The 21,197-nt window shown below is 65.9% G+C and carries 24 protein-coding genes, 1 tRNA gene and 1 riboswitch; of the genes, 9 read left to right on the forward strand and 16 right to left on the reverse strand.

Going from position 1 to position 21,197, the window contains the following annotated elements:
- Positions 1-100: 100 nt before the first annotated feature.
- Entirely contained in the window at positions 101-643 is a 543-nt protein-coding gene (gene msrA / locus C8J45_RS16175; RefSeq protein WP_107964160.1) for a peptide-methionine (S)-S-oxide reductase MsrA, read from the reverse strand.
- A 59-nt stretch (positions 644-702) separates the two neighbouring features.
- On the opposite strand from msrA, the gene galE reads away from it, so the two are divergent.
- A complete protein-coding gene (gene galE / locus C8J45_RS16180; protein ID WP_107964161.1) occupies positions 703-1,716 on the forward strand; it encodes a UDP-glucose 4-epimerase GalE in 1,014 nt (337 codons plus the stop codon).
- Here galE and C8J45_RS16185 read toward each other — a convergent pair.
- The 3 genes from C8J45_RS16185 to folK form a co-directional block, all read right to left on the reverse strand.
- Positions 1,713-2,210 (reverse strand): phosphatase PAP2 family protein, encoded by a 498-nt coding sequence (locus C8J45_RS16185; RefSeq protein ID WP_181321245.1) that lies wholly within the window; start codon positions 2,208-2,210, stop codon positions 1,713-1,715. The two genes, galE and C8J45_RS16185, sit on opposite strands and share 4 nt — an antisense overlap.
- Before the next feature lie 227 nt (positions 2,211-2,437).
- Positions 2,438-2,513, reverse strand: a tRNA-Lys gene (locus C8J45_RS16190).
- Between the two features lie 21 nt (positions 2,514-2,534).
- Complete coding sequence (gene folK, locus C8J45_RS16195; RefSeq protein WP_107964163.1) at positions 2,535-3,044, reverse strand: 2-amino-4-hydroxy-6-hydroxymethyldihydropteridine diphosphokinase; 510 nt, start codon at positions 3,042-3,044, stop codon at positions 2,535-2,537.
- A 22-nt stretch (positions 3,045-3,066) separates the two neighbouring features.
- On the opposite strand from folK, the gene C8J45_RS16200 reads away from it, so the two are divergent.
- Complete coding sequence (locus C8J45_RS16200) at positions 3,067-3,801, forward strand: uracil-DNA glycosylase (RefSeq protein WP_107964164.1); 735 nt, start codon at positions 3,067-3,069, stop codon at positions 3,799-3,801.
- 113 nt (positions 3,802-3,914) lie between these two features.
- Here C8J45_RS16200 and C8J45_RS16205 read toward each other — a convergent pair whose 3' ends face one another.
- Positions 3,915-4,952, reverse strand: a complete 1,038-nt coding sequence (locus C8J45_RS16205; RefSeq protein WP_107964165.1) for an MBL fold metallo-hydrolase — start codon at positions 4,950-4,952, stop codon at positions 3,915-3,917.
- Positions 4,953-5,020: 68 nt separating this feature from the next.
- Here C8J45_RS16205 and C8J45_RS16210 point away from each other — a divergent pair, with 68 nt between their 5' ends.
- Entirely contained in the window at positions 5,021-5,596 is a 576-nt protein-coding gene (locus tag C8J45_RS16210; RefSeq protein ID WP_107964166.1) for a DUF4337 domain-containing protein, read from the forward strand.
- A gap of 31 nt (positions 5,597-5,627) precedes the next feature.
- Here C8J45_RS16210 and aguB read toward each other — a convergent pair whose 3' ends face one another.
- Complete coding sequence (gene aguB / locus C8J45_RS16215; RefSeq protein WP_107964167.1) at positions 5,628-6,476, reverse strand: N-carbamoylputrescine amidase; 849 nt, start codon at positions 6,474-6,476, stop codon at positions 5,628-5,630.
- A 173-nt stretch (positions 6,477-6,649) separates the two neighbouring features.
- On the opposite strand from aguB, the gene ung reads away from it, so the two are divergent.
- Together ung and C8J45_RS16225 are read left to right on the forward strand one after the other, a co-directional pair.
- Positions 6,650-7,348 carry a uracil-DNA glycosylase gene (ung, locus tag C8J45_RS16220; RefSeq protein WP_107964168.1) on the forward strand — a complete coding sequence of 233 codons (699 nt, stop codon included), beginning with the start codon at positions 6,650-6,652 and terminating at the stop codon, positions 7,346-7,348.
- Positions 7,345-7,644, forward strand: a complete 300-nt coding sequence (locus tag C8J45_RS16225; RefSeq protein ID WP_107964169.1) for an alkylphosphonate utilization protein — start codon at positions 7,345-7,347, stop codon at positions 7,642-7,644. Before ung ends, C8J45_RS16225 begins: the two co-directional genes overlap by 4 nt.
- A gap of 69 nt (positions 7,645-7,713) precedes the next feature.
- On the opposite strand, the gene C8J45_RS16230 is transcribed toward C8J45_RS16225, so the two are convergent.
- The 8 genes from C8J45_RS16230 to C8J45_RS16265 all read right to left on the reverse strand — a co-directional run bounded on the left by C8J45_RS16230 (position 7,714) and on the right by C8J45_RS16265 (position 16,319).
- A complete protein-coding gene (locus C8J45_RS16230) occupies positions 7,714-8,244 on the reverse strand; it encodes a hypothetical protein (RefSeq protein ID WP_107964170.1) in 531 nt (176 codons plus the stop codon).
- Between the two features lie 238 nt (positions 8,245-8,482).
- Positions 8,483-10,414 carry a phosphomethylpyrimidine synthase ThiC gene (gene thiC / locus C8J45_RS16235; RefSeq protein WP_107964171.1) on the reverse strand — a complete coding sequence of 644 codons (1,932 nt, stop codon included), beginning with the start codon at positions 10,412-10,414 and terminating at the stop codon, positions 8,483-8,485.
- Between the two features lie 39 nt (positions 10,415-10,453).
- A riboswitch (TPP riboswitch) is annotated at positions 10,454-10,563 on the reverse strand.
- Between the two features lie 398 nt (positions 10,564-10,961).
- Positions 10,962-11,840: an outer membrane protein gene (locus C8J45_RS16240; RefSeq protein WP_107964217.1), complete on the reverse strand. Its 879-nt coding sequence runs from the start codon at positions 11,838-11,840 to the stop codon at positions 10,962-10,964.
- Positions 11,841-11,918: 78 nt separating this feature from the next.
- Complete coding sequence (locus C8J45_RS16245; protein WP_107964172.1) at positions 11,919-12,932, reverse strand: ferritin-like domain-containing protein; 1,014 nt, start codon at positions 12,930-12,932, stop codon at positions 11,919-11,921.
- A 61-nt stretch (positions 12,933-12,993) separates the two neighbouring features.
- Entirely contained in the window at positions 12,994-14,013 is a 1,020-nt protein-coding gene (locus C8J45_RS16250; RefSeq protein WP_107964173.1) for a ferritin-like domain-containing protein, read from the reverse strand.
- A 205-nt stretch (positions 14,014-14,218) separates the two neighbouring features.
- Positions 14,219-15,082, reverse strand: coding sequence for a MipA/OmpV family protein (locus C8J45_RS16255; RefSeq protein WP_107964174.1), 864 nt, complete (start codon positions 15,080-15,082; stop codon positions 14,219-14,221).
- 69 nt (positions 15,083-15,151) lie between these two features.
- Complete coding sequence (locus C8J45_RS16260; protein WP_107964218.1) at positions 15,152-15,541, reverse strand: DUF2141 domain-containing protein; 390 nt, start codon at positions 15,539-15,541, stop codon at positions 15,152-15,154.
- Positions 15,507-16,319, reverse strand: coding sequence for a sterol desaturase family protein (locus C8J45_RS16265; RefSeq protein ID WP_107964175.1), 813 nt, complete (start codon positions 16,317-16,319; stop codon positions 15,507-15,509). Before C8J45_RS16265 ends, C8J45_RS16260 begins: the two co-directional genes overlap by 35 nt.
- Positions 16,320-16,394: 75 nt before the next feature.
- Here C8J45_RS16265 and C8J45_RS16270 point away from each other — a divergent pair, with 75 nt between their 5' ends.
- Positions 16,395-16,985, forward strand: a complete 591-nt coding sequence (locus C8J45_RS16270; RefSeq protein ID WP_107964176.1) for a hypothetical protein — start codon at positions 16,395-16,397, stop codon at positions 16,983-16,985.
- 81 nt (positions 16,986-17,066) lie between these two features.
- Here the strand turns inward: C8J45_RS16270 and C8J45_RS16275 are convergent, their stop codons facing one another.
- On the reverse strand, positions 17,067-17,369 hold the full coding sequence (locus C8J45_RS16275; RefSeq protein ID WP_107964177.1) for a hypothetical protein: 303 nt from the start codon (positions 17,367-17,369) through the stop codon (positions 17,067-17,069).
- A gap of 177 nt (positions 17,370-17,546) precedes the next feature.
- Between C8J45_RS16275 and C8J45_RS16280 the strand changes: the two genes are divergently transcribed.
- The 3 genes from C8J45_RS16280 (at position 17,547) to C8J45_RS16290 (ending at position 19,351) form a co-directional block, all read left to right on the forward strand.
- Positions 17,547-17,726, forward strand: coding sequence for a hypothetical protein (locus tag C8J45_RS16280; protein ID WP_107964178.1), 180 nt, complete (start codon positions 17,547-17,549; stop codon positions 17,724-17,726).
- 117 nt (positions 17,727-17,843) lie between these two features.
- Positions 17,844-18,734, forward strand: coding sequence for a bifunctional methylenetetrahydrofolate dehydrogenase/methenyltetrahydrofolate cyclohydrolase FolD (gene folD / locus C8J45_RS16285; RefSeq protein WP_107964219.1), 891 nt, complete (start codon positions 17,844-17,846; stop codon positions 18,732-18,734).
- Positions 18,731-19,351 (forward strand): MarC family protein, encoded by a 621-nt coding sequence (locus C8J45_RS16290; protein WP_107964179.1) that lies wholly within the window; start codon positions 18,731-18,733, stop codon positions 19,349-19,351. The genes folD and C8J45_RS16290 overlap by 4 nt, the downstream gene beginning before the upstream one ends.
- A gap of 42 nt (positions 19,352-19,393) precedes the next feature.
- On the opposite strand, the gene C8J45_RS16295 is transcribed toward C8J45_RS16290, so the two are convergent.
- Positions 19,394-21,196 (reverse strand): hypothetical protein, encoded by a 1,803-nt coding sequence (locus C8J45_RS16295; protein WP_107964180.1) that lies wholly within the window; start codon positions 21,194-21,196, stop codon positions 19,394-19,396.
- Between the last annotated feature and the right edge of the window lies 1 nt (position 21,197).

The raw sequence follows: 21,197 nt of genomic DNA on the forward strand, positions 1-21,197 counted from the left end.
CAAAGGCGCGAAGAGATTTTCAATCTTTCGATAGGCCGGAACGGCATGTCGGATTTCATCATCTTTGCGCCTTCGCGCCTTCGCGTGAACCCATTCTGTCTTAAGCGTTCACCGCCGCCTTCGACCGTGCGGCGAAGCTCTTGCGCAGCTTCTGCAGCTTCGGCGGGATCACCGCCATGCAATACGGATTCGAGCGGCCCGAGGTTTCCCAGTAATCCTGGTGATAGCCCTCGGCTTCGTACCACGTGTCCATCGGCTCGATCGTAGTGACGATCGGCTTCGGCGAATCCGCCTGCGCGCGCGCCAGTGCGGCTTCCATCTCGGCCTTCTGCGCATCGTCCGCCGGGAACATCGCCGAGCGATACTGAGTCCCCACGTCGTTGCCCTGCCGGTTCAGCGTCGTCGCATCGTGCGTCGCAAAAAAGATGTCGAGCAGATCGCCGAGCTTCAGTTGCTCCGGATCGAAGCCGATGCGGATTGCCTCGGCATGGCCGGTGTCGCCACCGCAAACCTGTTTGTACGTCGGATCAGGGACATGCCCGCCGATATACCCGCTCTCGGCCGACTCGACGCCGATCACGTCCTTGAACACAGCCTCGGTGCACCAGAAGCAGCCGCCGGCCAGTGTCACATAATCCGTCATAACGATCTCCTTTCTCCCAATGTAGGAAGTCGCTACCCCGCAACAAAGAGGAGACACATATGATCGATGGTCTGAAACTCGACGGCAAGGTGATGGTCACCGGAGGCGCCGGGTATATCGGCAGCCATGCCGTGCTGGCGCTGCTCGATGCCGGATATGACGTCGTCGTGCTCGACAATCTGGTCACCGGGTTCGACTGGGCGGTCGATCCTCGCGCCGCGTTGGTCGAGGCGAACGTCGCCGACGACGCGAAGGTCCGCGCGGCGATCCGCGAGCATAGCGTCAAGGCGATCATGCATTTCGCGGGCTCGGTCGTGGTGCCCGAATCGGTCAGCGATCCGCTCAAATATTACCGTAACAACACCGCCGCGAGCCGCGCGTTGATCGAGAGCGCGGTCGTCGAAGGCGTGCCCCACTTCATCTTCTCGTCGACCGCCGCGACCTATGGCACGCCGGAGAAGGTGCCGGTGGCGGAGGGCGATCCGACCGTGCCGATCAACCCCTACGGCATGTCGAAGCTGATGACCGAGGCGATGCTGCGCGACGTCGCCGCAGCGCATCCGATGAACTATGCGGCGTTGCGCTACTTCAACGTCGCGGGTGCGGATCCGCAGGGACGCAGCGGCCAGTCGACGGTCGGCGCGACGCACCTGATCAAGATCGCGGTCGAGGCCGCGACCGGCAAGCGCGGCCATGTCGGCGTCTACGGGACCGACTTCGCCACGCCAGACGGCACCGGCGTGCGCGATTACATCCACGTCACCGACCTCGCCGCTGCGCATGTCGCCGCGTTGGAAGTCCTGGTCGCGGACCCCGGCAAGAGCCACACGCTCAACGCGGGCTATGGCAAGGGCTTCTCGGTGCTCGAGGTGCTCGACGCGGTCGATAAGGTCACCAACCGGACGATCGAGCGTCGCCTGGAAGGGCGTCGCGCAGGCGATCCGGCGATGCTGATTTCGGACAATCGCGCGATCCTCGAGACGCTCGACTGGACGCCGCGCCATGCCGATCTTGACGGCATCGTCCGCGACGCGCTGGCGTGGGAGCGCGCGCTCGCCGAGAAGGGTCGCTAAGAGGCCGCGTCGGCGGGCGGATCGGCGGGCGGGGTGCCGAATGCGTGGCGCTCGCCGCCGATCGCCCGTCGCGCGCGGGCGGTGGCGAGCCACCAGGCCAGCGCCCAGAGCGTGCCGAAGCTCCACCCGGCCAGCACGTCGCTCGGCCAGTGGACGCCGAGATACACGCGGCTGCAGCCGATCGCGCCGACCAGTAGGATCGCGACGATCAGCAGATAGCGCCGGGTCGCGCGGTGTTCGGTGACCTGCGAGGCGAGCCCGGCAAGCGTGAGATACACGATCGCGCTGTTCGCCGAATGCCCGCTGGGGAAGCTCATGTTCGAGACGGTGACGAGGTGCTCGACGATGTCGGGGCGCGGGCGGTTGACCTGCGCCTTGACGAAATCGACGATCAGCCCGCCGGTGATGCTCGCGGCCAGCGTCGCCAGCGCGGTCAGCCATAGCCGCTGGACGATCAACAGACCGGTGACGACGACCACCACGATCGTCAGCACGATGCCGCCGCCGAGCGCGGTGACGTCGATCGCGACGTTCGGCAGCCAGGACGGCCCGTGCCAGGCGCGCAGGCCGAGGATGATCGCGCGATCGAACGCGAACGGCCAATGATCGACCGCGAGACCGACCAGCAGGATGAAGATGATGCCGACGGCCGCGACTGATGCGCCCGCGAGAATCGCCGGGACATGCCTCCGCCTGCCCGGCGCAACGCCCGAGGCATCGATGGTGGGTCCGCCGGGGCTCGAACCCGGGACCTCTCGATTAAAAGTCGCTTGCTCTACCAACTGAGCTACGGACCCCCGCCATCGTGGACCGCGCACCTAATCGCGTGGCCGCTTTCGGTCAACCGATTGCGCCAATTGCCGTATCGTTCGTCCGGTCAGCGGATCACGCCATTGCGGGATCAGGCTGGCGAGGGGGCCGAGGACGAAGCTGCGGGTGCGGAACGCTGCGTGCGGTACGGCGAGCCCGGGCGACGACCACGCGCCGCCCGACCAGAGGACGATGTCGAGGTCGAGCACGCGGCTGCCCCAGCGGCGGCCGGGGCGGCGGCCGAACGTGCGCTCGATGTGTTTGAGGCGGACGAGCAGCGTCGCGGGGTCTTCGAGCGTCTCGATCAGCGCGACGGCGTTGGCGTAGCGGCGGTTCGAGGGGCCGAGCGGCGCGCTAGCTACGGTCGGCGACCGTGCGACGACAGTGCCGAGGGTTTCCAAAGCGGCGGCGATCTCGCGTTCTGGGGCGCCGTGGCGACCACGTCGGTTCGAGCCGAGCGCGATCGCGTAGGTGGTTGCGGCCTGCGCGATCGGCGGGAGCGGGGTTGCAGGCGACATTTCGTCCGCCTAGCGCAATCCCATGGATTCCACACCTTACACTTCCGAGCTTCCCGAAACCGTCGAAGAGACCGGCGAAGTCGACGTCACGACGGTCTTCGTCCCCGTCTCCGCGCTGCCCGAGACCGAGCCGCCGCATGACTGCCCGCTATGCCCGCGCCTCGTTGCCGTGCGCGAGCAGTTGCGGACCGAGTTCCCGACTTGGTGGAACGCGCCGGTCCCTGCGTTCGGCGATCCCGCCGCGTGGCTCGGCATCATCGGCCTCGCGCCGGGGAAGCATGGCGCGAACCGTACGGGCCGCGCGTTCACCGGCGATTATTCGGGGCAGTTCCTGTACGAGACGCTCGGGCGGTTCGGGCTTGCGACGGGCACGTACGGCGCCAAAGCCGAGGACGGGCTGGCGCTGGACGGCGCGATCATCCTCAACGCGGTTAAGTGCCTGCCGCCCGAGAACAAGCCGACGCCGGAGGAAATCCGCACCTGCCGGCCGTTCCTCGAGACGCAGGCGGATGCGGTGCCGACCGCGCGCGTGTTCTTGGCACTGGGGCATATCGCGCATCAGTCGGCGGTGAAGATGCTCGGCGGTCGGTTGCCCAAGGCGCGCTTTGCACATGGTGCGGAGCATGTGATGCCCGACGGCCGCATCCTGATCGATAGCTTCCATTGCTCGCGGTACAACGTGAATACGGGCGTACTGACGGCGGAGATGTTCGACGCGGTATTCACGCGGGCGCTGGAGTTGCGCGGGGCGGTTTGAAACGCCTCCCCCGTCATCCTGACGAAAGTCAGGACCCAGGGTAACAGTACACGGCGCTGGTTGGCTCTGGATCCTGACTTTCGTCAGGATGACGGCGTGGGTTGGCAGCGCTTTTACTCGATCACCCAGGGCTCGCCGGCCTCTGGGGTGCGGAAGCGGTTGATCGGGATGTGTTCGCGGGTCAGCGCGGCGCGGAGACGCTCGGGCGGTTCGTTGATACCCTCGGACGTCAGCTCGAACGTGCCCCAGTGGACGCCGATCGCATAGGCCGCGCCGAGCTGTTCGAACGCGGTCACCGCCTGGTCCGGGCCGATATGGTTGTCGGTTTCGTGGCCTGCGAAATGATAGGCGCCGATCGGCAGGATCGCGAGGCGGACCGGGCCGGCGGCGCGCGCTTCGGTCGCCCAGCGCATGTCGCCCGGCCCGGTGTCGCCCGCGAAATACAGGTTCCCACCGGGCAGCGTCACGGTGAAGCCTGCCCAGAGCGTCTTGTCGCGGTCGCCGGGGTCGTATTCGCTCCAGTGATGCGCGCGGTCGACGATCACGTCGATGCCGGGACGCAGCGTCACGCGGCCGCCCCAGTCGCGGGCGACCGCATGGATGCCGCTGCGCGCGAGGATCTGGTCGTTGCCGAGGCCGGTCACGATCAGTGGTTTGTCGCGGTGCCAGAGTTTTCGCATCGCGGTCATGTCGAGGTGGTCGCGGTGGTCGTGGCTGAGCAGGATCAGGTCGATCTTCGGCAGGTCCGCGAGACGCACGCCGGGTTCGCGGACGCGCTTCACGCCGACGAACTGGACAGGGGACGATCGTTCGAGCCACATCGGATCGGTCAGGATGTTGAGCCCCTGGGTCTGCACCAGCACGGTCGAATGGCCGATCCAGGTGACGCGCATCGTCTGGCCTTCGACACGCGCCGGGGGCCGCGTCGGGGTTACGGGGACTTCTGGCCAGCTTCGGTAGGGCGGCTTGACCAGATTGCGGAGCAGCGCAACCGGGCCCTGCTTCTGCTCGCCAGTACTGCCCTGCACGCCGTCGGGGTTGAAGAAGCGCGTTCCGTTGAAGTGATCGCTCGGCGGGATGGTCTTTGTCGACGGCGTTGCGCAGCCGGCGAGAAGCGTGAGCGCGAGCAGTATCGAGCGAGTGCGGATCATTTCGCGCTGACGAATATGTCACCCGATCATCAGGGTCCAGTCACGCGCGGAGGGCCAGAGCGACCAGCATGGACGATGATTTCGAAGTGCGCGGGTTGCATGAGCAACTATCGGAGGAGCGCGCGGCCAAGGGTGAGGCGTTCGACCAGCGGATCGCGCTGTTCACTGCGATCCTGGCGACGCTGGCGGCGGTGACCAGTTTCCTCGGCGGGCATACGCAGAACGAGGCGTTGCTTCACAAGAACGAGGCGGTGCTGATCAAGGCGCAGGCGTCGGATGCGTGGGGCTATTACCAGGCAGAGGACCTGAAGCGGCATATCGCGCAGATGGAGGTCGATCTTGCGCCGCCTGGGTTCGGCGCCACGCAGATGGCGACGCACCGGGCGGATATCGCGCGGTACAAGGCGCGGGGGACGGCGTTGAAGCGGGAGGCGGAGACGCTCGATCGGCGATCGGCGGCGGCGGATGGCGAGTCGGACGAAGCGCTGCGGCCGCATACGAAGCTGGCGCTGGCGGTGACCGCGATCCAGGTGGCGATCGCGCTGGCGTCGATTACCGCGCTGACCGGGCGGCGGTGGTTGCTGTGGGTTGCGGGGGTTGCTGCGCTGGTGGGGGCGTTGCTGGCTGGGCTGGCGTGGTTCTAATCCTTCCCCCGCCAGGGGGAGGATCGGAGCGTCAGATGTCCTGCACCAGGCGGCCGTACAGATCCGGGCGACGGTCGCGGAAGAAGCCGAAGGCGGCGCGGTGGCGCTTGACGATGTCGAGGTCGATCGTCGCGGTGATGACGCCCTCGTCGTCGCGGCCTAGCTCCGCCAGGATGTCGCCGCGCTCGTCGGCGATGAAGCTGGTGCCGTAGAAGGTCTGGCCGTGCTCGACGCCGACGCGGTTGGCGGCGACGATCGGGACGACGTTCGAGACTGCGTGGCCAACCATGGCGCGCCGCCACAGTCGCGCGGTGTCGAGCGAGGTGTCGTGCGGCTCGCTACCGATCGCCGTCGGGTAGAACAGGATTTCCGCGCCCATCAGCATCATCGCGCGGGCCGTCTCGGGGTACCATTGGTCCCAGCAGACGCCGACGCCGAGCTTACCCGCGGGATGAGGCCAGACCTTGAAGCCGGTGTTGCCGGGGCGGAAGTAGAACTTCTCTTCATAGCCGGGGCCGTCGGGGATGTGGCTCTTGCGGTAGACGCCCTGCACGTTGCCGTCGGGGCCGATCATGGCGAGGCTGTTGTAATGGTGCGGGCCGTCCGCCTCGAAGAAGCTGGTCGGGATCGTGACCTTGAGCGCCTCGGCGAGCGCCTGCATCGCGAGCACCGCCTTGTGCTCGCCTACGGGTGCGGCGTTGGCGAAGAGCCCCTCGTCCTCGACGCGGCAGAAATACTCGCCTTCGAACAGCTCGGGCGGCAGGATGACCTGCGCGCCTTTCGCGGCGGCCTCGTGGACGAGGCGCGACACGTTGGCGATGTTGCGGTCGATGTTGGGCGTGAAGCCCAGCTGCAGCGCGGCGACGGTGATCTCGGTCATGGCGGCGCATATAAGGTGACGCGCCATGGAGTGCGAGCCTTCTTGCTGTTCCCCCGCGGAGGCGGGGGGCCAGGGTAACGGGGGGCATCGTTTGTGATCCTGGGCCCCCGCCTTCGCGGGGGAACTAGGAGCGGCAATTGACACTCCCCTGCCCTGTCCGACATGCGGCGGGAATGATCGATCATACGCTCCCGCCAAGCTGGCAGTCGCTCGCCGCCGAGTTCGAGGCGCCGTACATGCAGGCGCTCGATGCGTTCCTGGAAGCCGAGCGGGCGGCGGGGGCTCGGGTGTTTCCGGAGGATGCGGACCGGTTTCGCGCGCTCGAACTGACGCCGCTCGATCAGGTGCGGGTCGTGATCCTGGGGCAGGATCCGTACCACGGTGAGGGGCAGGCGCATGGGCTCAGTTTCTCGGTGCGGGAGGGCGTGCGGACGCCGCCTAGCCTGGTGAATATCTACAAGGAGCTGGAGGCGGATCTCGGGATCCCGCGGGCACGCCACGGAATGCTCGATCATTGGGCCGCACAAGGCGTGCTGTTGCTCAACGCGGTGCTGAGCGTGCGGATGGGCGAGGCGGCGTCGCACCAGAAGCGCGGATGGGAGCGGTTTACCGACGTCGTCATCGCGGCGGTGAACGCGCAGGACAAACCGGTCGTGTTCCTGCTGTGGGGAGCGTATGCGCAGAAGAAGGCGGCGTTCGTCGATGATGTGAGCAAGGGGGGACGCCATCTGGTGATCCAGTCCGCGCACCCGTCGCCGCTGGCCGCGCGGACCGGGTTCTTCGGATCGCGGCCGTTCAGCCGGGCGAATGACTTTCTTGAAACCAAGGGCCGCCCGCCGATCGACTGGGCGCTGCCGGAGACCGACCAATGAGCGACGAATATGTGTACGACGAAGCGACCGGCGAGTGGGTTGCGGGCGGTGCGGCGACCGCGGTTGCGGCGAAGGACGGCGCGGTCGTGGTGCGGGATTCGGTCGGCAACGTGCTCGCGGACGGCGACCAGGTGACATTGATCAAGGACCTGACAGTGAAGGGTGCAGGGCAGACGCTCAAGCGCGGCACGCTGATCAAGTCGATCCGGCTGACCGGCGACGCGCAGGAGATCGACTGTCGGTACGAGGGGATCAAGGGACTGGTGCTGCGCGCGGAGTTCGTTCGGAAGCGGTGAGTCGCGGGGGGATCGCACGGAAGGGAGATCATGGGATGCGGTTTCGACGCACCCCATGATCGTTCTGCCTCAGTGAACCTGATAGGCCGGATTGCGCTCGAACAGTGCATGCTTCGACACTTCCGGATCGCTGATCAAATAGTGGAAGCAGATAGGCCGAGAAGCCAGCGGGGTTTGACTTCCCCACCAATCGCGATCCACCGATTTGAAAATACTGTCATATTGCGTGAGCGTGTAGGAATAGAGTGCCTTGACCGTCTCGACCTTCCCCGTGTCCTCTTCGTCGAGCGGTTCATGGTGGACATATTGGTCGTAAACGTCACGACAGAATTTGCCGTAGTCGCGCGTGAACAAGACATGGGCGTGCCAGAACGGATCGACCGACCGCGACACGGCATGCGCGTTTAATGGATCAAGCAGCGCGACCACATAGTACATCTTGAGATTTTCGATGCCTGCGGCCAGGTAGTTCGACGTCACACCATCGAGATCGTTAGCCACTTTCATGCTGACCTTCGAGTAATCGAAATCGTCGATCGCCTGAATTCGTGTGCGCTGAAAGTCGTTCACTTCGACCGCAATATTGTCGATTAATGCCATGTCGCCATCCCTCCGTTATCGTGTCGCTACTCGGCGGGATGAATGCTCCCCAGACCGATACAGTAGCTGGAACATAGCCCCGACCGGAACAGGCACGTGATCAAGCTGCTCCGATATGGCGACTGGGGGATGAAGATATGTCCAGTTCGATGGCGGACCGTTTTGCGCAACGCGGCTTTAAGGGGGCATGATCGCTATGACCGGGACGCCGGGTCTTAAGCTCGGCGCCCCGCATGGGTCACTCCGCTGGCAGGTAGATTTCGCTGCCCTTTTCGCGGAAGCGCTCGCTCATGTCGGCCATGCCCTTTTCCGCATCGGCATGGCTGCCCTTGGCGAAAATCGCTCGGTCTGTGTCGGTCTGATCGACGTCTGCGGCCAGAAACGTATCCGCCGGCGCGTTCTGCTTCGCCGCGAAGTCTCGGACTTCTTGCGTGATCTTCATCGAACAGAACTTCGGGCCGCACATCGAGCAGAAGTGGGCGGTCTTGGCACCTTCGGCTGGCAACGTCTGGTCGTGGTATTGCTCGGCGGTGTCGGGGTCGAGGGAGAGGTTGAACTGGTCTCTCCAGCGGAACTCGAAGCGCGCGCGGGACAGGGCGTCGTCGCGCATCTGGGCGGCGGGGTGGCCTTTCGCCAGGTCGGCGGCGTGGGCGGCTAGTTTGTAGGTTACGACGCCGACCTTGACGTCGTCGCGGTCGGGGAGGCCTAGATGCTCCTTCGGCGTGACGTAGCAGAGCATCGCGGTGCCGTACCAGCCGATCATTGCGGCGCCGATACCACTCGTAATGTGGTCGTAGCCGGGGGCTATGTCGGTGGTGAGTGGCCCTAGCGTGTAGAAGGGGGCTTCGCCGCAGACTTCGAGTTGCTTGTCCATGTTCTCCTTGATCTTGTGCATCGGCACGTGGCCGGGGCCTTCGATCATGACCTGGACGTCGCTCTTCCATGCTCGATGCGTAAGTTCGCCTAGCGTGTAGAGTTCGCTGAACTGGGCTTCGTCGTTGGCGTCGGCGATGCTGCCCGGGCGCAGGCCGTCGCCGAGGCTGTAGGCGATGTCGTACGCCTTCATGATCTCGGTGATCTCGTCGAAGCGCTCGTAGAGGAAGCTCTCCTTGTGGTGGCTGAGGCACCATTTCGCCATGATCGAGCCGCCGCGCGAGACGATGCCGGTGACGCGTTTCGCGGTCATCGGGATGTACGCCAGCCGCACGCCGGCGTGGATCGTGAAGTAATCGACGCCCTGTTCGGCCTGCTCGATGAGCGTGTCGCGGAAGATCTCCCAGGTGAGGTCCTCGGCGACGCCGCCGACCTTTTCGAGCGCCTGGTAGATGGGGACGGTGCCGATCGGGACCGGCGAGTTGCGGAGGATCCATTCGCGGGTGTCGTGGATGTTGCGACCGGTGCTGAGGTCCATCACCGTGTCGGCGCCCCAGCGGATCGACCAGACGAGCTTGTCGACTTCGGCGGCGACGTTGCTGGCGACCGCGGAGTTGCCGATGTTGGCGTTGATCTTGACGAGGAAGTTGCGGCCGATCGCCATCGGTTCGGATTCGGGGTGGTTGATGTTGTTGGGGATGATCGCGCGGCCGCGGGCGATCTCGTCGCGGACGAATTCTGGGGTTACGTAGTCGGGGATGCTTGCGCCGAAGGATTCGCCGTCTCGAACGTAGTCTTTGAGCATGGCGCGGCCGAGGTTTTCTCGGGTGGCGACGTATTCCATTTCTGGGGTGATGATGCCGCGGCGGGCGTAGTGCATCTGGCTGACGTTTGCGCCGGCGCGCGCGCGGAGGGGGCGTTTGATGGTGGCGGGGAACTGGGGGACGCCGCCGGAGCGGTCGGGGCCGAGCTGGCCGTTGTCTTCGGGGCGGAGTTCTCGGGCTTCGTAGGATTCCACGTCGCCTCTAGCTTCGATCCAGGCGCGGCGGAGTTGGGGGAGGCCGGCGTTGATGTCGATTTGCGCGCGGGGGTCGGTGTAGGGGCCGCTGGTGTCGTAGACGCGTAGCGGGGGTTCGGAGCAGCTTGGGTCGAGGACGATCTCGCGCATGGCGACGCGGACGTCGGGGCTGGTCGGGACGGCTACGTGGATTTTGCGCGAGCCTCGGATCGGGCCGGTGGTTACGCCGATGTCTGCGGTTGCTGCGGGCTTTTCGGTGCGTGCTTCGTAATCGGCCATGCGCTTGCTCCTACGGGTCTCGGAGCAAGGATCGCGGTTCTGTGGCGACCGCTCCCTCCCTCCGCCGGTATCAACCGGATCAGGTTCAGCGGGTCGAAGGCTCCTGCCTTCCTCTCAAGCGCGGATAAGCGCTCCCCCGGGGTGGGGTGAGCATAGGGGGGTTAAGGTGGGGTGCAATGGGGAATTTGGGGGTGCGGGGTGTGCGGGGACGAGGCGATTGCGCCTGGGATTCGGTTGGGCATCCTGCCGATCGAGAGTTCACCACCCCGGCGGAGGCCGGGGCCCAGTTGGGGGACGGCGGTAACGATCGGCGGTCCTCCATTATTTCCACCTTTCCAACTGGGCCCCGGCCTTCGCCGGGGTGGTGTTTGTTTGTTGGGGTGGGGTCCTTTGACGAGAAAAGGCCGCTGCCCGGTTCGGGGCAACGGCCTTTTCTGTCACTCCGCGCGCCGTCAGTCGTAGCTAAGCTACGCCTTGTGGCGTGCTTTGCTGCGCTGGCCGGGCTTGGGCGAGTCCTACACCAGCTTGGTGCAGGCCGCCCTTCGCCTCAGAACCTAAACGACACCGTGCCGCGCAGCGAGTGCCAGCGGAACTGGTCGTCGCTGCGGCGGAAGGTGGTGCCCGCGGTGTTGGGGGCGAGGACGAACGGGTTGTTCGCGAGCAGGACCGGGCTGCCGGCGAGCGCGGTGCCGGCGGTGACCAAGACGCGGGCGTCGTCGTCCTTGTACTGGTGGTAGGTGTATTCCATGCCGATCGAGATGTTCTTGGTCAGCTTCTGCTCGATGCCGCCGCCGCCGACATAGCCCCAGCGCTTGTTCGAGCCGGTGGCCGCGAACGCGTTGGCGGTGTTGGTGGTGAAGAACAGGTTGTCGATCTTGGCATAGCCGGCGCCGCCGGTGGCGTAGAACAAGGTCTTGTTGGCGGCGAGACCGGCGCGAAGGCGGGCCGACCCTTCCCACTTCAGCTTGCGCGCCATCGTGTAGCTGGCGGGCGTGGTCGAGAAGGCGGCGACGCTGTCGGTGATCTCGGACTTGCCGAATTCGCCGACGATGCCGACCACGAACGGACCGCGCTGCACGTCGAAGCCTGCACGGCCGTAATACGACCAGCCGTCGTCGTCGTTGCGGCAGCCATAGGCGGGCACCGCGGTGCGAGCGGAACCGTTGCAGAAGCCCGGCGAGAACGCGTTGGCGCCGCGGATCGTGTTGACGCTGTCGTTGAAATTGCCGTCGCCGTTACGGTCGAACAGGATCGACGAGCCGATGTCGTTGGGCTGGACGTCGTAGCCACCGGCCGCACCGATATAGACGCCCGAGAACGGATTACGATCTTCGTCGGTGGTCATGTCCTGCGCGGCGGCCGGAACGGCAAAAATGCCCGCAGCGGCAAGGCCGGCGAGCATGATGAGCTTCGTGAAGTTGGTCATGGTCATTCCCCAAACAAGGGCCGCGGCGATCCCTGTATTCGCCGCGGCCATGGTTTCATGTTCAATCGGCGATGGGCCTCATGCGCTCGCGGCGCTGGTCCGGATGTTGCCGTTGACGCCGGCCGGGAAGAACCCGCCCATCGCGACGGCCGCGCTGTTGAGATAGACGATGTTGAGCACCTGGCCGGTCGAGCGGCTGTAGGCGAGGCCGTTGGCATCGGTCGGCACGATGTTCGAGACCGTCGCATCGGTACCGGTGATGCCCTGATCGATATCGCTTGCGCCATCGAGGCTGTCGCGGGCGTTGCTGATCTGGTTCGCACCGGTGATCAGCGCCGGGGTCGGGTTCCGGACGTCGAGACCCTTGCGGTAGAGGACCGTGCGGACGAGACCGGCATGGTAGGCCTCTGCCGCGAGGATGCCCGCTGCCGCCTCGAGATAGGTCGGGTTAGAGATCAGCGGTGCTGCGCCCTTGTAGGCCGAGACGCCGACGTCCTCGAAGATGAACGCGCCGAGCAGGAAGCTGTTGTCGTCCGCATAGGGATTGAACACGCCGGTTGCCGGGATGACGCCGGCCGCACGCGCCGCCGCAGTGAAGGCGCCTGGTGCTGCTGCGGTACCGCCCGAGATGTTGATCGCGGGCTGTGCGACGGCGGCGTTGCCGAGCGCGCGACGCAGGAACGCGACGTGCGCGACTTCGTCGATCGCGATCTCGCGGGCGTATTCACGCACCACGGCATCTTGGAACGGCACCTGCGCGCCGCCAGTGACCGCGCCCTGCGTACCGGTACCGGTCAGCAGGCTGGCGTTGAGGCCGACGCCGAATGCCGCGAACGCATAGAACTGCGCCTCGAGATATTCGAGGTTGAGCGCGAAGTTGAGCACGTCGGCGTCGTTCAATGCCGGGGTCGGCGTCGGGCCGGGGGTTGGCGTAGGAGCAAGATCCTCGTCGTCGCTGCCGCATGCCGACAACAGCGAGGCGCCACCGATGGCGAGCGCGGAACCGCCGGCGAAGCGGAGGAAGCTACGACGTTCGTTGCGACGGCTGGCGATCGCGTCGAATACTTCCAGCTTGGTATTGATATCGGTCATTGGGTGAATCCCCTGAATATCGATGAAGGCGTAAGATCGGGCTATGGGCTAGGCTGGCGGATCAGCCTGCCGCCACGCTCGTCCTGATGTTGCCGTTCATGCCCGACGGGTAGAAACCGCCTGCCGATGCGGCGCCGCCGTTGAGGTACACGATGTTGAGCACCTGGCTGGCCGAGCGGCTGTAGGCGACACCGTCCGCGTCGAGGGGAACGATGTTCGACACGGTGACGGCCGCCTGCGTGGCCGAAAGGTTGATCGGCGTTGCCTGATACGACGAGATGCCCTGATCGATATCGTTCGTGCCGAAGATCGTCGTGTTGGCACCGCCGCCGTCGAGGCTGTCGCGCGCACGCGAAATGGCGTCGGCCGAAGTCCGCAGCGACGGGGTGTCGATACCCTTGCCGTACAGCGTCGTGCGGACGATCGCGGCGTGATACGCCTCGACCGCGAGCAGGCCGGCAGCGGCCTCGAGCGTCGCGGGGGTGCTGAGGAAGCGCGCTGCACCCTTGTACGCGGTCACGCCGACGTCTTCGAAGATGAACGCGCCGAGCAGGAACGCCTCGTCGGTGGCATAGGGATCGAACGCGGTGCCGGCGGGGACAAGCCCTGCAGCCTGTGCGGCGACCGAGAAGGCGCTGCTCGGCGAGACGCTGACGTCGATCACCGGCTGCGAGACGGCGGAGGTGCCGAGCGCGGTGCGCAGGAAGCGAACGTGCGCGATCTCGTCCTGGGCGATCTCACGCGCATATTGTGCGACGATCGGATCGGTGAAGTTGACGCGACGGCCGCCACGAACCGCACCCTGCGTACCGGTGCCGGTGAGCAGCGCGTTGTCGAGGCCGGTGCCGTAGGCGGCGTAGGAGTAGAACTGCGCCTCGAGATATTCGAGGTTGAGCGCGAAGTTCAGGATGTCGGCTTCGCTGACCGACTGCGCGGCGGCGGCGCTGGACATCGACAGCGCGGTCGCACCGGCGGCGGTGATGGCGGCTGCGCCCAGTGCGTTCTTGAAGAAATCACGTCGGTCGTTGCGCCGCTCCACGCGGGCATCGAGGGCTTCGATCAGGTGCACGCTCTCGGTCATATTCAGGGTCCTCCCCTTGTTGTTTCGGACGTCGAAATCGTCTGCGGCGATGGCGCAACATTCCAGTCTCCGACCGGTCCCGTTTACCGGAACTCATTCGTAAGCCGCTCTGTTACGGACATAAAAAAAGCCGTCCGCGTCGAGTAACGACTGCAGACGGCTTTTAGATGCAGGGTTTCAAGACCTGCCGAAAAAATAATTCAGATCAGAAAGTGTAGGTCAATCCAAGGGCATAGAGCCACTGGTCCGCATCGCCGACGTCGGCGACGATCGGGGTGTTCTTGTACTTGCCGAGCATGCGACCGTAGAGCACGCCGGCACCGACGCCGAAGCCGTGACGCAGGTCGCCCGACAGGCTCTGCACGACGAACAGCGAGGCGTTCGCGCGACGGAAGCCGCTGTCGTTGACGTCGTAGGTGCGCAGGCCGCTGTTCAGCGAGCCGATCGGCGTCACGGCCGCGTAGGTGCGACCGAAGCCCTTGCCGGCGTAATCCGCCGACACGCCGAGCGAGACGAGCGTACGGACCGACAGCGGCGTGGTGTAGTTCACCTGCGGGGTGATGACGTAGCTGTCATAGGTGCCCGAGACGTCGTGAACGTACGCGACGCGCGCGGTGATCGTGTCGTAGTCGCTGGTGATGACGCCGGTCTTGCCGATGCCGACATAGCCGCCGAGCTCGTACGCGGTATCGATCTTGCCGAGTGCACGGACCTGGCGGTTGTCGATATCGCCGGTGCGATCGCGACGGACGCCACCGATGACACCGATCTCGTAGTTGATGCCGACTTCACCCGTGTTCGGGATCAGGTTGAAATAGAGCTGCGTACCGCGGAGGAAGAAGTCATGCCCGCGCACCGAGCCGACGATGGCGCCGGCGGGGGTGAAGGAATTGCTGTCCGCACCCTCGTAGTCGGGCATCGACACCGCGCCGAGCGCAATGGTGATACGGTTGTTGTCGCGAGGGTCGGTGATCGTCGGCGACGGGTTGGGATCGGTCTGGGCAAAAGCCGGCGTGGCGATGGCGAGCGCCGCGGTTGCGGCAGACGTGAAGAGAGTGAATGCGCGCAAGGAAATGCTCCGGACAAAAAGGTTCCACGGCCAAACGCGGTAAAACCGTTTTCGGTCCGTCACGATCGGTCAGAAGATGTAACGCATTTTCACCTGTTGCAATTCGGCATCACCCGCCAGCATGAACCGGGCGGCGGAAAAGCGCGGCGGACCGAACCGCACCGCGGCATTGCGCGAGAAGCCATAGCCCTCGCGCGGGATGCCCGCGATCGTATCGAGCTTCGCGTTGCTGTTCTCGTCGTGGATGATCGCGAGCGCATAGCCGCGCTGCGGCAGGCCGGGGAAGCTGGTGGTGTGGACGCTGGCCGGGATCGAACGCGTCAGCGCGTTGGCATCGTCGACGCAGGCGGGGAAATTGTCGGGATCGGCGGTCAGGCAGATCCGGATCATGCCCTTTGCCGAGCGGAGATTGTCGACCTCTACGTCAAGCCGCGTGACCGGCGCCGTCGCTGCCAGCATCGCCCACGCGATCGCGGCCGCCGCCACCAGCTGCGGCTTTCGCGCGCGCCTTGGCATGCGATTTGGCGAAATCGCCAAGGCCTCGGTCGGTGCCGCAGAGCCGGTCCCAGACTCGGAAATATAGCCCATAATTGCATCCGTATTGTTCATGATGTCGCTGATGGTGGCTGGCCGTTATCAGCCATCCCCCCAATGCTCCCCGCCACATGAACCTGGGGAATATCTCCCATCCCATGTGATTGGTCACTCCCATAACCGTCATTATGGTCAGGACCAAACCGAGTGCGCCGACATGGATCGGAATCAGGAGCACCAGTAGCGGAATTATCACAGCGCCGGTGATCGCCTCGATCGGGTGGAACGCCATCGCCGCCCAAGCCGTCGGCGGGCGGCTGGCGTGATGGACCGCATGCGCGAGCTTGAACGGCCGTGGCCAGTGCATCCAGCGGTGAGTCCAGTAGAACCAGGTATCGTGCGCGAAGAGATAGAGCAGCACCGAGACCGGCAGGTACCAGAGCGGGTAGGCGTGGACGTCGGCATAGACCTGCGTCCAGCCGCGATTCTGCCAGCCCCAGGCGAGGATGCCCGCGGGCACGCCGTAGATCGCGGCCGAGGCGATGCTCCAGCCGATCTCTCGCCGCATCTGGCTGTCGAGCCCGCGGTACAGGCCGGGATGCCGCGCGCGCGTCGCGGCGGCGAACGCGCCCGAGACGATGAGATAGCGGACGCCGACGATCGCGGTCATCGCCAGCGCGGACAGGAGGATCGCAAGCCACATGAGGCGCTTATAGGGAGGTTTGCCGTGAGACGTAATGGGGTGGCGCCACGGAAATGGCCACGCTAGCCATGATGCATGGCACGCGCGGGCAAGCTGAAGGTATATCGGACGGCGGCGGGCTTCCACGACGCCTATGTCGCGGCGCCGAGCCAGAAGGCCGCGCTGGCGGCGTGGGGCAGCGACCACGACCTGTTCGCGCGCGGGATCGCCGAACTGGTGACCGATGCGGATCTGTCCGCCGAACCGCTGGCGTCGCCCGGCGTGGTGATCAAGCGATCGCGCGGCACGACCGCCGAACAGATCGCGGCACTGCCGGCGCGTGCCCCGGCGACGGCGCGCAAGACTGAGGTCGCCGACGAGGATGAGGGTGGACCACGGCGCTCGCGGGCGAAGGTGGCTCCAACGCCAACTCCAGCGGCGGCTCCGAAACCCAAACCCAAGCCCAAACCGAGCCGGCGTGCGCTGGAGGCCGCTGAGGAAGCGTTCGAGGCGTGCGAATCCGAGTTTCGCCGCACGTTGCGGAAGATCGCCGATCGCGAGGCGGCGTTGGCGCGCGAACGCCGCGAGCTGGAGCGATCGCGGGACAGGGCCGTGGAAAAGGCGCGGGCGGCGGTAGAAGACGAGAAGCAGCGCTACGACGATGCGCTGGCGGAGTGGAAGGGCTGACGTGTCGCGGTCGCGTCTTGGGAGAACGCGGGGTGCGAGAACGCATCATGGGAGAACGGGGACCCGCAGGTCGCGGCTATGTCATTGCTGCTGGTTCAGCTGCTGCTGCCGGGCCATCTGCTTCTGGCGTTGTTCGGCCTTGATCCGTGCCTCGACGCTCTTGCGACCCTCCTCCATGCCCTCCGCATAGGAGGCGCATCCCTGGATCAGCATGGCCGTCTCGACATCGGTCCATCCGCGTTGCCTGGCGGCGTCGCGCAGCGCCTTGTCCAGCTCCTTGCCGCTCAACGCACGGTTGGCCGCGCAGATATCGAGAGCTTCCACAGGAAATTCGCCACCGAACGGTGCCGAAGCCTGCGCCAACGCGATTGCGATCAAGATCATGCGGCGATGCTAACGGAAAAGCAGGCGCGGCGGCCAGACGCTACCCGTCCAACGGTGGCGTATCGTCGACGGATCCGTCGGCGACGGTCGGATCGCGATAGCCCCTATGCAGTGCGATGAAAGCTGTTAGCCTCGACATCAGAGCAGGACGACCTGCCGGACTTCGGAGAGTGATGAATGGCAAACCGCATCGATGTTGCGCCCAGGGATCATACCAGGGACCGTAAACCCCTGATCTACGCGATCACCGGCGTGATCCTCGCAGCAGGGGTTCTGATGATGGCGTTCTACGATCGTGGCGGTGATCCCGTGCCGTTCGCGTCCGCGCAGAAGGCGATCGTCACCGCCCAGCGCTAGGACCGGCGACGCACCTGTCGGGGATGTCGATGGGGGTGTAGGCGGTCGATCATCGTCGAGTCGCAAGCGACGTCGCTGTGCTGGCGGAAATCGCGTCCGCGCTCTATGGCCGCGGGCATGAGCGCGACCATCATCGACGGCAAGGCCTTCGCCGCCGGCCTCCGGGCCCGTATCGCAGACGGCGTCACCGCCTTTCGCGCCGAGGCGGGCCGTGTGCCCGGCCTTGCCGTGGTGCTGGTCGGCGAGGATCCCGCGTCCAACGTCTATGTCCGGTCGAAGGGCAAGGCGACGCGCGAGGCGGGGATGGAGAGCATCGAGCACCGGCTGCCCGCCGACGTGCCGGCCGAAGACCTGCTCGCGCTGGTCGCGACGCTGAACGCCGATCCGACGATCGACGGGATCCTCGTCCAGTTGCCGTTGCCCAGGCACATCGACGAGCAGGCGGTCATTGCCGCGATCGATCCCGACAAGGATGTCGACGGCTTTCATCCGATCAATGCGGGACGACTCGCGACCGGTTTGGCCGGGTTCGTGCCGTGCACGCCGCTCGGCTGCGTGATGCTGTTGAAGAGCGTGCTGCCGAGCCTGAGCGGGCTCGAGGCGGTGGTCGTCGGTCGCTCGAACATTGTCGGCAAGCCGATGGCGCAACTGCTGCTCCGCGAGAGCTGCACCGTGACCGTCGTGCATAGCCGTACCAAGGATGTCCCCGCGCATATCCGCCGCGCCGATATCGTCGTCGCGGCGGTGGGTATCCCCGAGATGATCGAGGGCGACTGGCTGAAGCCCGGCGCGACCGTCATCGACGTCGGTATCAACCGGACCGATGCCGGCCTCGTCGGCGACGTCGATTTCGCGAGTGCGGTCGCGGTCGCGGGCGCGATCACGCCGGTGCCGGGCGGCGTCGGACCGATGACGATCGCCTGCCTGCTGCGCAACACTCTGGTCTCCGCAGGGCGCCGCGAAGGCGTCGCGATCGATGAGGCTGCGCTGGATCGGACGGGCCTGTGATCGAACTCTATATCTCGTCGCTGATCACCTTCTTCGTGGTGATCGATCCGCCGGGCTGCGCGCCGATCTATGCCGGGCTGTCGGCGGGCGCGTCGACGCTGCAGAAGCGCGCGATGGCGATGCGTGCGGTCGGAGTCGCCGCGGCGATCCTGTTCGTGTTCGCGCTGTTCGGCGAGGCGTTGCTGAAAGGCCTCGGGATCAGCCTGGCGAGCTTCCGCATCGCCGGCGGCATCATGCTGTTCCTGATCGCGCTCGAAATGGTGTTCGAAAAGCGCACCGAACGCCGCGAGGACCGTGCCGCCAAGGTCGCGAGCGATCCCGAGGTCGAGGACGTCTCGATCTTCCCGATGGCGATGCCGATGATCGCAGGGCCGGGCTCGATCGCGTCGGTAATGCTGTTGATGAGCCGCAACAGCGGGATCGAGCGCTCGGCGGTCGTGCTGGCCGCGATGGTGACGATCCTGCTGCTGACGCTGGTAGCGCTGCTCGCGGCGGGGCCGATCATGCGGATCCTGGGCGCGAAGATCGAGGCGGTGATCACGCGGTTGCTCGGCGTGCTGCTGGCCGCGCTGGCGGTGCAGTTCGTGCTCGACGGCTTGTCGGTGGTGCTGCGCTGAAGACCGTCCGTCATCCCGGGCTCGACCCGGGATGACGGAGGTTCAATCCACCTTGAACAGTCGCAGCGGCGACTTTGCGGGCAGCGGTAGCGGCGTCAGCCATGCCGGCACCTCGTTCTTCGCCAGCTCGGCATAGAACCCCTTCGGGCTGCGCGCCTTGTAGTTGGTCGATTCCGCCGCGTTCGGGCACAGCAGCAGCATCGTCGCGCCGTGGCGCTTGATGATCGCATGCGCCTGGTCCGCGGTGCCGCCGAACGCGTGCTGGACGTCGAGGATCGCATCGCCGTTGCGGTGGTACGGCCCCGCGATCGCGTCGTGATGCGTGATCGTGATCAGCCGGGGGCCCATGTCGACGAAGGTGAACACGGTCTGCGCGGGGTATTTGTTAAGAGCGAGCAGCACGGTCGTGCGCAGGCAATTGCCGGTCGCCGAATTGACGCGCTTCTCATAGGGCTTCGGCCGGTCGATCGGCAGGTATCGGATCACCATCCCGGCGAACAACCCGGAGACGATCAGGAACGCGCTCACCGTCCCCAGCACGCGGACGGCAATCGATCGGTTGCCGAGCAGTCGTGGCAGGATCAGCCAGCCCAGCGCGGTCGCGCCGGGAACGGCCAGCAGCTGCGCGGCGGGGCCTGCACGAACCTGCCACAACAGCATCGCGCAGGCGAACGCGGTGAACAGCGCGACCGCCGCCCAACCGACCGCGCGGGTGTCGCGACGCGCGCGCCACGCCGCGAGGATCGCGCCGATCAGGCCGATGATCGGCAGCGTCGCCAGCGAGAAGCCGACCCGGAAGCTGTGCTTGTAGATCGGTTTGGCCTCGCGGACATTGTCCAGCCAGTTGCGTTGCAGCTCGGGCGAGATACCCTCGGGCCGGCCCAGGCACTGCGGGAAGACGAGCGCGAACCCGACGACGATCGCCGCCCCGGCCGCGACCGCCAGCGCCAGCCGCATCCCGCGCGACGCCGGCCCGAACCGCGCGAGCAGGAACAGCAGCATCCCCGCCGCGATCATCACGCTCAACCACACGGGCGTCAGCGCATCGCACCGCATCGCCTGGTTGGCATTCGACGCGAACAGCGCGAACCCGAGCGTGCTGCCGCCGCCGAGCGTCAACGCATAGATCGACAGGCGCTCGGCTTCCGACCGGTCCCACACCCAGCGCAGCGCGATGATCGCCCCCGCCATCGCCGCATAGGGCAGCAGTTCGAGCCCGATCGACAGCGACACCGCGCTCGCGATACCGACCATCGCGCCACCGCGGCGGCCGTTCGGATCGCAGAGCCCCGCGACCGTGAGGCTCAGCATCGCCAGCTGCCAGCCGTGATGATCGATCCGCTCGGGCATGAACATCAGCATCGTGCCGACCGCGCCGACGAGGAACACGATCGCCAGCGGCCACGCATAGGGGCTGATCAACCGCCGCACGGTCGCGCCGATGCCGAGCATCGCGATCGACAGCGGCAGCAACGGTGCGATCCCGCACGCGAGCCGCTCCGCCCAGCTGTTGCTGGTGAACAGGCGGAAGAACAGGATCAACCCGGCGATCGGCAGGTCGACGATCCGGCTCCAGTGGATGTCGAACCCGACCGGCGGGTTCATCCGGTAGTTGCGTAGATCGTACCAGCCCTGGCCGTCGAGCAACGCGCGGACCTGCATCAGCCGCATGTTGTCGTCGGTATCGCCGAGCGACAGCCAGCGGATCTGGCCCCAGCGATCGAACATCGACCACGCCGCCACCGCCACCCAGGCGAGCAGCGTCAGCTTGATCCAGTGCCGATCGAGTTCGTCGAGCAGCGTGTTCCGCGGCGTCGACTGCTCGGGGGGGGGTGCCTGATCCAAA

This window comes from Sphingomonas sp. PP-CE-3G-477 (genome assembly GCF_003050745.1).
Classification (GTDB): Bacteria; Pseudomonadota; Alphaproteobacteria; order Sphingomonadales; family Sphingomonadaceae; genus Sphingomonas.